8 protein-coding genes are annotated in these 10,011 nt (G+C 73.9%); 1 reads left to right on the top strand and 7 read right to left on the bottom strand.

All coding sequences use genetic code 11. The features are described from left to right. The first annotated feature begins 132 nt into the window (after positions 1 to 132). A complete protein-coding gene (locus ACWEFJ_RS31365; RefSeq protein WP_449715956.1) occupies positions 133 to 669 on the top strand; it encodes a cytochrome P450 in 537 nt (178 codons plus the stop codon). A gap of 787 nt (positions 670 to 1,456) precedes the next feature. Here the strand turns inward: ACWEFJ_RS31365 and ACWEFJ_RS31360 are convergent. From ACWEFJ_RS31360 to ACWEFJ_RS31330, 7 genes are all read right to left on the bottom strand, one after another. After that, on the bottom strand, positions 1,457 to 2,461 hold the full coding sequence (locus ACWEFJ_RS31360) for a sugar phosphate isomerase/epimerase family protein (protein ID WP_378088540.1): 1,005 nt from the start codon (positions 2,459 to 2,461) through the stop codon (positions 1,457 to 1,459). Beyond that, the gene (locus ACWEFJ_RS31355; protein WP_378088542.1) at positions 2,458 to 3,597 is read right to left on the bottom strand and encodes a Gfo/Idh/MocA family protein; all 1,140 of its coding nucleotides are present in this window, start codon (positions 3,595 to 3,597) and stop codon (positions 2,458 to 2,460) included. The genes ACWEFJ_RS31360 and ACWEFJ_RS31355 overlap by 4 nt, the downstream gene beginning before the upstream one ends. 58 nt (positions 3,598 to 3,655) lie before the next feature. Further along, the gene (locus tag ACWEFJ_RS31350; protein WP_378088544.1) at positions 3,656 to 4,702 is read right to left on the bottom strand and encodes a substrate-binding domain-containing protein; all 1,047 of its coding nucleotides are present in this window, start codon (positions 4,700 to 4,702) and stop codon (positions 3,656 to 3,658) included. Between the two features lie 60 nt (positions 4,703 to 4,762). Beyond that, complete coding sequence (locus ACWEFJ_RS31345; protein ID WP_378088546.1) at positions 4,763 to 5,770, bottom strand: ABC transporter permease; 1,008 nt, start codon at positions 5,768 to 5,770, stop codon at positions 4,763 to 4,765. Beyond that, the gene (locus tag ACWEFJ_RS31340; RefSeq protein ID WP_378088548.1) at positions 5,767 to 7,281 is read right to left on the bottom strand and encodes a sugar ABC transporter ATP-binding protein; all 1,515 of its coding nucleotides are present in this window, start codon (positions 7,279 to 7,281) and stop codon (positions 5,767 to 5,769) included. The genes ACWEFJ_RS31345 and ACWEFJ_RS31340 overlap by 4 nt, the downstream gene beginning before the upstream one ends. After that, a complete protein-coding gene (locus ACWEFJ_RS31335) occupies positions 7,278 to 8,474 on the bottom strand; it encodes an ROK family protein (protein WP_449715955.1) in 1,197 nt (398 codons plus the stop codon). The genes ACWEFJ_RS31340 and ACWEFJ_RS31335 overlap by 4 nt, the downstream gene beginning before the upstream one ends. 313 nt (positions 8,475 to 8,787) lie before the next feature. Next, entirely contained in the window at positions 8,788 to 9,993 is a 1,206-nt protein-coding gene (locus ACWEFJ_RS31330) for an ROK family transcriptional regulator (RefSeq protein WP_378088552.1), read from the bottom strand. Between the last annotated feature and the right edge of the window lie 18 nt (positions 9,994 to 10,011).

The following is a 10,011-nucleotide window of genomic DNA, read 5'->3' as shown; positions in this document are numbered from 1 at the left end:
TTCGTCCCCCCCTCGCCCCCCCCCCCCCGCTCTCCCCCCCCCTCGCTGCCGGGGCCCCCCCCCGCCCGGGGCGGGGCGCGCCGCGCGCCCCCGCCCCACGACCTCGTCAGCCGCCTGGTGCGGGAGCCCGGGTTGACCGACGAGGAGGCCGTCGGGATGACCGTGCTGCTGCTCGTCGGCGGGCACGAGACGACCGCGAACTCGATCGCGTTGTCCGTGCTGGCGCTGCTGCGGGACCGGGCGGGGTGGGAGGCGCTGGTCGCGTCGCCGGACCTGGTCGAGGGCGCGGTGGAGGAGCTGCTGCGCTACCTCAGCCCCGTGCACCACGGCGTGGTGCGGGCGGTGGCGCGTGACGCGACGGTCGGCGGGACGGCGGTCGGCGCGGGCGAGGGGGTGATCGCGTCCCTGTTCGCCGCCAACCGCGACCCGGCCGCGTTCCCCGACCCGGACCGCCTCGACCTGCGCCGGGACGCGCGGGCGCACGTCGCGTTCGGCAGCGGGGTGCACCAGTGCGTCGGGCAGCTGTTGGCGCGGCTGGAGATGCGGGTCGCGTTGCGGGCGCTCGTGACGGAGCTGCCGGACCTGCGCCTGGCCGTGCCGTTCGAGGAGGTCGCGTTCCGGTTCGACGCGCCGATCTACGGCCTCCGAGCGCTGCCGGTCACCTGGTGATCCCCGAGCCGCCGCCCCCGGTCACGCCGCTGAGGGCGGCGTGACCCGGGGTTTCGGCGGTGGGAGTCGGCGGGGTTCAGCGCGGGCGCGTGCCGGGGCCGGGGCGCGTGCCCGGGCCGGGATGCGGACGGGGACCGGCACCGGGCTGCGGGCGCGGGTCTGGGCCGGGGTGCGAGCCGGGGCCGGTGCACGGGCCGGGGCCGGAGTGTGGGCCGGGGCCGGAGTGTGGGCGCGGGCAGCGCATCGCGCGCGGGCCTCGGCGGGTGTGGCCGGCCGCCGGGAGTGGCGGGCAGGTCGGGGCCGGGTGGAGTGGCGCGCCCGGCACGCCGGGGACCGACTGCGGGTTCCGGATGCGGGCCCGGTCGGGGCTCGACGGCCGGTTCGGGCTCGACGCCGGGTTCGGGGTCTCCGGCGGGTTCGAGGTCTCCGGCGGGGCGGAGCCCGGCTTCGGGGGCGGGCTCGGGAGGTGGGTCGCCGGCGGGGCGGCTGGGAGCGGGGCGGCCGAGGGCGGGACGGCCGGGGGCGGGAGGGCTGGGAGCGGGCCGGCCGAGGGCGGGCCGGCTGGGAGCGGGCCGGCCGGGGACGGGAGGGCTGGGAGTGGGGCGGTCGGCGGGGGTGGGGTCGGGGTTGGGTGGGTTGGGGTTGGGGGTTGGTCGCGGTTCCTCATGTGCAACCGAGGAGCGGTAACGGTGTTTCCGTACATTTTCCGGCGATGATCACCCGATCGTGTCGGAAAACGGTCGGGGGTGGTCGACGCCCACGGGCGGGTGGGCGTCGACCGGTCCACTCACTCCCCCGTGCTGAACGCGGCGTCGAAGGACGCGGCGGGCGGGTCGAACAGGTGCCGCCGGATGAACCCGACCGCCTCCTCCGCCCCGCGCAGCCGGTCCATCCCGGCGTCCTCCCACTCGACCGAGATCGGCCCGCTGTACCCGATCGCGTTCAACGCCCGGAACGACTCCTCCCACGGCACGTCGCCGTGGCCGGTCGACACGAAGTCCCACCCGCGCCGGGGGTCGGCCCACGCCAGGTGCGACCCGAGCCGCCCGTTGCGCCCGTCGAGGCGCTTCTTCGTGTCCTTGCAGTCCACGTGGTAGATCCGGTCGGCGAAGTCGAGGATGAACCCGACCGGGTCGAGGTCCTGCCAGATGAAGTGCGACGGGTCCCAGTTGAGGCCGAACGCGGGCCGGTTGCCGACCGCGTCCAGCGCCTTGCGGGTGGTCCAGTAGTCGTACGCGATCTCCGACGGGTGCACCTCGTGCGCGAACCGCACCCCGACCTCGTCGAACACGTCGAGGATCGGGTTCCAGCGGCGGGCGAAGTCGGCGTAGCCCTCGTCGATCACGGCCTGCGACACGGGCGGGAACATGGCGACGTACTTCCAGGTCGACGAGCCGGTGAAGCCGACGACCGTGTCCACGCCCAGCTTGGCCGCCGCACGCGCGGTGTCGGCCATCTCCGCGGCGGCGCGCTGCCGCACGCCCTCCGGCTCGCCGTCGCCCCAGACGCGGGCCGGGAGGATGGCCTGGTGCCGGAAGTCGATCGGGTCGTCGCACACGGCCTGCCCGACGAGGTGGTTGGAGATCGTCCACACGTCGAGCCCGTACTTCTTGAGCATCTCGCGCTTGGCCGGCACGTAGTCGTCGTCCGCCAGCGCCTTGTCCACCTCGAAGTGGTCGCCGCCGCAGGCGATCTCCAACCCGTCGTAGCCCCACCCGGAGGCGAGTCGGCACACCTCCTCGAACGGCAGGTCGGCCCACTGGCCGGTGAACAGCGTGACCGGTCGGCTCATCCCAGGTCTCCAATCGTGGTCCACGTCGACTGCCGCGCGGCGCTCTCCTCGACCGCCGCCAGCACCCGCTGCACGCGCAGGCCGTCGGCGAAGCTCGGCGCCGGGTCGACGCCGTCGCCGATGGCCGTCAGGAAGTCGGCCGCCTCGTGGGTGAACGTGTGCTCGTAGCCGAGGATGTGCCCCGGCGGCCACCACGCGGCCACGTACGGGTGGTCGGGTTCGGTCACCAGCACCCGCCGGAACCCGGCGGACGGCCCGTCGTCGGCGGAGAACACCGACAGCTCGTTCATCGACTCGAAGTCGAACGCCAGGCTGCCGCGGGTGCCGTTGACCTCCAGCCGCATGGCGTTCTTGCGCCCCAGCGCGTACCGGGTCGCCTCGAACGTGCCCAGCGCGCCGCCTTCGAAGCGGGCCAGGAACACGGCCGCGTCGTCCACCGTGACCTCGCCGCGCCCGTCGCCGTCGGGCCGTTCGCGGACGAACGTCTCGGTGGTGGCGCTGACGCCGGTGATCAGGTCGCCGGTGACGTACTGGGCGGCGTCCACGATGTGCGCGCCGAGGTCGCCCAACGAGCCGGAGCCGGCCTTCTCGCGCCGCAGCCGCCACGTCATCGGCGACTCCGGGTCGGACAGCCAGTCCTGCAGGTAGACGGCGCGCACGTGCCGGATCTCGCCGATCCGGCCCTCCTCCACCAGCCTGCGGGCCAGTGCGATGGCGGGCACGCGCCGGTAGTTGAACGCGACCATCGACCGGACGCCCCGCCCGGCGGCCTCGGCCGCGGCGGCGGCCATCGCCTCGGCCTCGGCGACCGTGTTGGCCAGCGGCTTCTCGCACAGCACGTGCTTGCCGGCGGCGAGCGCGGCGAGCGCGATCTCGGCGTGCGTGTCGCCGGGGGTGCAGATGTCGACGAGCTGGACGTCGTCGCGGGCGACGAGCGCGCGCCAGTCGGTCTCGACGGCGGCCCACCCGTACTTGGTCGCCGCGTCCTTGGTGCGCGCCGCGTCACGGCCGCCGAGGACGGCCAGTCGGGGCGTCAGGGGCACGTCGAAGAACCGGTGGACGCTGCGCCAGGCGTGCGAGTGCACCGCACCCATGAACGCGTGGCCCACCATGCCCACACCGATCTCTTCCGTCATCAGCAGCCTTTCGCAGCAGCAGTGTCGATCCGGCGACGGCGTCGATCCCGATCCGGGATCAGGAGTCGAAGCCGACGTCGAGGTACTGGTCGACGTTCTCCTTGGTCACCACGGCGGAGTAGGTGGTGATGGAGGCGGGGATGTCGTGCTCGGCCATGTCGCCGATGCCCTTGGCCTGCCCGAGCAGGCGGGCGAGCGCGATCGCGGAGGACGCCATGGAAGGGCTGTAGAGCACGGTGGCCTTGACCACGCCGCTGTCGGCCTTGATCAGGTCCATCATGTTGCGCGACCCGGCGCCGCCGACCATGACGAACTCGTTGCGGCCGGCGCTGTCGATCGCGGCCATCACGCCGATGCCCTGGTCGTCGTCGTGGTTCCACACGGCGTCGAGCCTGGGGGCGGACTGGAGCAGGTTGGCGGTCTGCTGCTCGCCGCTCTCGGAGGTGAACGACGCCGAGACGCGGGGGCCGACGGAGAACCCGGCGCGGGCGAGGGCGTCGCTGAAGCCCTTGCTGCGCTCCTGGGTCAGGGGCAGGGAGTCGATGCCGGCGATCTCGCCGATGACGGGGTTGCTGATGTTCTTGGCCTTCATCTGGGCGACGATGTACTCGCCCGCGTTGACGCCCATGCGGTAGTTGTCGCCGCCGATCCACAGCCGGTAGGCGAGCGGGGTGTCGAAGACGCGGTCGACGTTGATGACCGGGATGCCCGCGTCCATGGCCTGGCGGCCGACCTCGGTGAGCGCCTTGCCGTCGAACGGCAGCACGACCAGCACGTCGACCTTGTCGTTGATCAGCGTCTCGACCTGGCCGATCTGCTGGTTGACGTCGTTGGTGCCCTCGGTGGCCTTGAACGTGACGTCGGAGAACTGGTCGGCCTGCGCCTTGGCGTTCTTGGTCATGGCGGCCATCCAGCCGTGGTCGGCGGCGGGCGCGGAGAAGCCGATGGTGACCTGCTTGCCCGGCTGGGTGTTCTGGCCGGAGCCGCCGGCGACGGCGTTGGGCGCGTTGTTCGCGGTCTCGTTGGAGGTGCAGCCCGCGAGCAGGGCGGCGGTGCCCACGGCGGTGGTTCCCCAGAGGAAGCGGCGGCGGTCGAGTGAGGGCATGGCTGTCTCCCGGGCGGTGTGTCGGGGTGGGGTCGGGGTCGGTGGGCCGGGCGGGGAGGATCAGGTCGCGTGCGCGCCGCGGCGGCGGGCGGTGGTGCGCTGCAGGAGCACCGCGGCGACGATGATCACGCCCTTGGCGATGTTCTGGATGTCGGTGTCGAGGTTGTTCTGGGTGAAGATGTTGCCCACCACGGTGAAGATGAGGACGCCGATCAGGGTGCCGATCAGCGAGCCGCGGCCGCCGGTGAGCAGGGTGCCGCCGATGACGACGGCGGCGATCGCGTCCAGCTCGTAGAACATGCCGTTGGTGGACGCGCCGGAGGTGGTGCGGGCGACGACCATGAGCGCGGCGATGCCGCAGCACAGGCCGGCGATGCCGTAGACGAGGGCGGTGTGCCGCCGGACGTCGATGCCGGCCAGGCGGGCGGCCTCGGCGTTGCCGCCGACGGCGAACGTGCGGCGGCCGAACGTGGTGCGGTTCAGCACCACCCAGCCGACCGCGAACACCGCGGCCAGCATCCAGATGAGCACCGGGATGCCGAGGATGTCGCCCCGGAAGAAGGTGGTGAACCCGGTCTCGGTGACCACCTGGGTGCGGCGGCCGGAGAGCCGTTCGGCCAGGCCCTTCGCCGACGCGTACATGGCGAGGGTGGCGATGAACGGCACGATCTTGCCGTAGGAGATGAGCAGCCCGTTGACCAGGCCGCAGCCCAGGCCGACCAGCAGCGCGCACACCACCATCACCACGGGCCCGTAGGACTGGGTGGCGACCGTCGTCATCCACACGCCGGACAACGCCACGATCGAGCCGACGGACAGGTCGATCCCGCCGCTGATGATCACGAACGTCATGCCGACGCTGACCACGCCGATCGCGGCGGCCAGCCGCAGCATGGTGGAGATGTTGGCTTCGGTGAGGAAGCTGTCCGGCCGGGTGGCGTAGCCGACGACGCACAGCACCACCAGCACGCCCAGCAGCCCGGTCAGCCTCAGGTCGAGGTTGCGGCGCTGCCTGCCCCGCTCCGCGGGCGGAGCGGCCTTCGGGTCGAGGACCCTCGTCTCGGTCACGGGACCTCCTCGGTCACGGCACTGCCGGCCATCACGATGTCCAACACGGCGGATTCGGTGAGCTCGTCGGCGGGCCGGTCCGCGACCACCTCGCCGTCGCGCAGCACCAGCACGCGGTCGGCGAGGCCCAGGACCTCGGCGACCTCGCTGGAGACCAGCACCACGGCGACGCCGGCGGCGGCCAGCTCGTGCACCACCCGGTACAGCTCGGCGCGGGCCCCGACGTCCACGCCGCGCGTCGGCTCGTCCAGGAGCAGCACCTTGCAGCCCCGGACCAGCCACCGCGCCACGACGGCCTTCTGCTGGTTGCCGCCGGAGAACTCGGCCACCAGCCGCCTCGGGTCGGCGGGCCGCAGGTCGAGCCGTTCGAGGGTGGCCTTGGAGTCCTTCAGCTCGCGGGCGCGGTCGAGGAAACCGGCGCGGCTGTAGGCGGACAGGCTGGACAGGGTCACGTTGTCCGCGACGGTCAGGTCCAGCAGCAGGCCCTGGGCCTTGCGCTCCTCCGGGGCGAGGCCGATGCCCGCCCTGACGGCGGCGACGACGCTGCCCGGCCGCACCGGCTTCCCGTCGACCGCGACGTGCCCGGCGTCGGGTTTGCGCGCGCCGAACACGGTTTCGAGGATCTCGCTGCGGCCCGCGCCGACCAGGCCCGCGATGCCGAGCACCTCGCCCGCGTGCACGTGGAAGCTGACGTCGTGGAACTCGCCCTGCCGGGTGAGGCCGGCGACGGTCAGCACCTCGCGGCTCCTGTCCACGGTGGACACGTCGCGGTGCGGGAAGACGGTCTCGACCTTGCGGCCCGACATGAGGTCGACCAGGTCGGCGGTCGGGGTGTCGGCGGGGAGGTTCGCGGCGACCGTGCGGCCGTCCTTGAGGACGGTGACGCGGCTGCCGATGCGGCGGATCTCCTCCAGGCGGTGGGAGATGTAGAGGACGGCGACGCCGTCGCCGGTCAGCTCGCCGACGATGCGGAACAGGTTGTCCACCTCGTCGGCCGCCAGGGCGGCGGTCGGCTCGTCCATCACGATCAGCCGGGCGTCGTGGGCCAGCGCACGGGCCATGGACACCAGCTGCTGGCCGGCGGCGGACAGCCGGCCCACCTCGCGGTCGGGGTCGATCTCCGGGTGGCCGAGGCGGGCCATCAGCGTCCGGGTGCGCTCGCGGGCCGCGCGGCGGCGGGTGAAGCCGAACCGGGTGGGCTCGTGGCCGAGGAACACGTTCTCCGCGACCGAGATGTCCGGCACCAGGTCCAGCTCCTGGTACATGGTGGCGACGCCGAGCCGCAGCGCGGCCACCGGCGACGGCAGGGTGGCCTTCGCGCCGCGCCACTCGATCACGCCCTCGTCGGGCTGGTGCGCGCCCGCCAGCACCTTGATCAGGGTGGACTTGCCCGCGCCGTTCTGGCCGAGCAGGCAGTGCACCTCGCCCTCCACGACCTCCAGGTCCACCTGGTCCAGGGCGCGCACGCCCGGGAACGACTTGCCGATGCCGGTCATCCGGAGCAGGGTCATGCCGAGGCCCCTTCGTGTGAACCGCCCGTGCGCGGGGTGTTGTCCTTGACGGGCACGACGGTCGGGTCGTCCAGCACCCGGCGCAACGCGGCCAACGCCGCGCCGGTCCCGCCGGCGGCGAAACCGAGGGTGGAGGCGGTGATCCGGGTGCGGCCCTGCCGCTGCGGCGCGACCAGCCAGTCCTGCAGCGCGGCGAAGTAGCCGCCGAGCACGACCTTCCGCGGGTTGAGCAGGGTGGTGAGGACCGCGATGCCCGACGCCAGGGCGGCGGCCGTGCGGGCCAGGGCGTCGAGGGTGCGGGCGTCGCCGCGTTCGGCGCGGGCGCGCAGGATCGACATGCGCTCGCCGGACGCCAGCTCCGGGTTGTGCACCTCGTCGTGGCGGGGCGCGCAGGCGTGCAGGAACGCGTCCAGCCCGACCTGCGTCTCCCAGCAGCCGCGACGGCCGCAGGCGCAGTGCGCGCCGCCGAGCGGGTCGAGCACCAGGTGGCCGACCTCGCCCGCGTGGTTGTCCGCGCCGCGCACCAGCTCGCCGTTGGCGATGACGCCCGCGGCCACGGTGTGGTCGCCGTTGAGGTAGACGAGGTGGTCGACCGGGTCGCGGTCGTGCTCGGCGTAGGCGGCGAGGTTGGCCTCGGTGTCCACGTCGAGGCGGCCGATGGGCAGGCCGGTGCGGGCGGCCAGGCCGTCCACCACGGCGACCTCGCGCCAGCGCAGCCGGTGGGCGGTCGCGGTGCCGGTGGCGCGGTCGGCGCGGCCGGGGATGGCGACGGTGACGCCCGCCCAGTCGGCGTCCGGCACGTCCGTGAGGGCCTTGCGGGTCAGGTCGGCGAGCCGGTCCAGGGCGTGCTCGGGCGCGCTGGTGTCGCAGCTGGTCCGGCGGCGCAGGTGCACCTCGCCGGTGAGGTCGGTGACGGTCGCGCCGAGGTGGCCGGGGTGGACGTCCAGGCCGATGCCGCACACCGCGCCGGGGCGCAGCTGGACCAGCTGGCCCGGTCGGCCCTGGGTGGTCGTGGTGCCGGCGCGCTGGATGAGGCCGCGGTGCTCCAGGTTCGCCAGGAGCGGCGACACGGTGGCCTTCGACAGGCCCGACCCGGCGGCGAGCTGGGTGCGGGACAGGGGGCCGCGGGCGCGGAGCGTGCGCAGCAGGAGGGCGAGGTTCGCCTCGCGCCTGCCTTCGCCCTGCGCCTGCATCGCCTACTCCGACTTCGTTGAGGGAGCCGATCGAACCAGGTGGTCCAGCTCACGTTCCGGCGTGAGTTGCGGCCGATCCTGGCATTTGGCTGCTCGGCCTGACAAGAACTTGGCCGCACTTTTGTCGGTTCGTTGCAAAAGTTGGCTGCGTTTCGACGGAAGCTCGTGATTGCTTTTGCGAATGCCGGAGGTGGGCGGCGGTGGTGCCGTCGGGGGACGGGGGGGACGGGGTCGGGCGCGGGGTACGCCGGGACGCCCATCGGACGCCCGACGGCCCGGTGTGCCGGGTGGTCGCCGCGCCGGGCGGCTCGGGTCAGCCGGCCGGGGAGAACGCGCGGTCGGTGGCGGACCAGGCCGCGCCCGTCACGCCCGCCAGGTCGCCCAGCTCCGACAGCACGATGGGCAGGTTGCCCGTGGCCAGGGGCAGGGAACGGCGGTAGACGGCGCTGCGCACCTCCGCCAGCAGCGAGTGGCCCAGCCGCGACACGCCGCCGCCGATGACGACCATGCCCGGGTTGAGGAAGCTGACCAGCGACGCGACCACGTGCCCGAGCCTGCGGCCGCCCTCGCGGACCAGGTTGGCGGCGGCGAAGTCGCCCGCGGCGGCGGCCGTGCCGACGTCCTCGGCGGTCAGCACGCCCTTGTCGTGCAGGGCCGTGGCCAGCGCGACCGACCGGCCGCTGCGGGCCAGCGTGGTCGCGTCCCGGGCCAGCGCCGAGCCGCCGAAGTACGCCTCCAGGCAGCCGACCTCGCCGCACGCGCACGCCGGGCCGAAGTCGTCCAGCCTGATGTGCCCGATGTCGCCCGCCGTGCCCGCCACGCCCCGGTAGACCCGGCCGCCGAGGACGATGCCGCACCCGATGCCCGTGCCGACCTTGACGAAGATCAGGTCCTCCAGCGACCGGGCCACGCCCGCGTGCCGCTCGCCCAGCGCCATGGCGTTCACGTCGTTGTCGACCGTCACCGGGCAGCCCCACCGGCCGGCCAGCTCGTCGCGCACGGGGTAGCGGTCCCAGCCGGGCATGATCGGCGGCGCGACCGGCATGCCGTCGCGGAAGCTCACCGGGCCCGGCAGGCCGATGCCCGCGCCGATCAGCCGGCCCGGGGCCTTGGCGTAGACGACGTCGGCCAGCTCGGCGACGCGGCTCAACACCTGCGCCGGGCCGCTGCGGACGTCGCACTCCTCGCTGCGGCTCTCCAGCACCTCGCACCGGCCGTCGGTGACCGCGACCGTCACCGACGTCGCGCCCACGTCCACGCCGAGCACGCGCAGGTCGCCGGCGAGGTGCACGAGCGTGGACCGCCGCCCGCCCCGGCTGGCCGCCGGTCCCCCGACCTGGACCAGGCCGACGTCCACCAGCCTGCCCAGCTCGGCGGTCAGCTTGGCGCGGGGCAGCTCCAGCCGTTCGCCGAGGGCCACGCGGGACATCGCGCCCTCGTCGCGGAGCAGGCCGAGCAGCTCCGACTGCCGTCCGGAGACCACCCGCGGTTGCTGACCGCTGCCCGTCGCGCTGCTCATGGCACCAATTTACGGCCA

This window comes from Actinosynnema sp. NPDC004786 (genome assembly GCF_053601135.1).
Note: the sequence above shows the minus strand (reverse complement) of the source record. Positions and strands in the feature narration are given on the sequence as shown.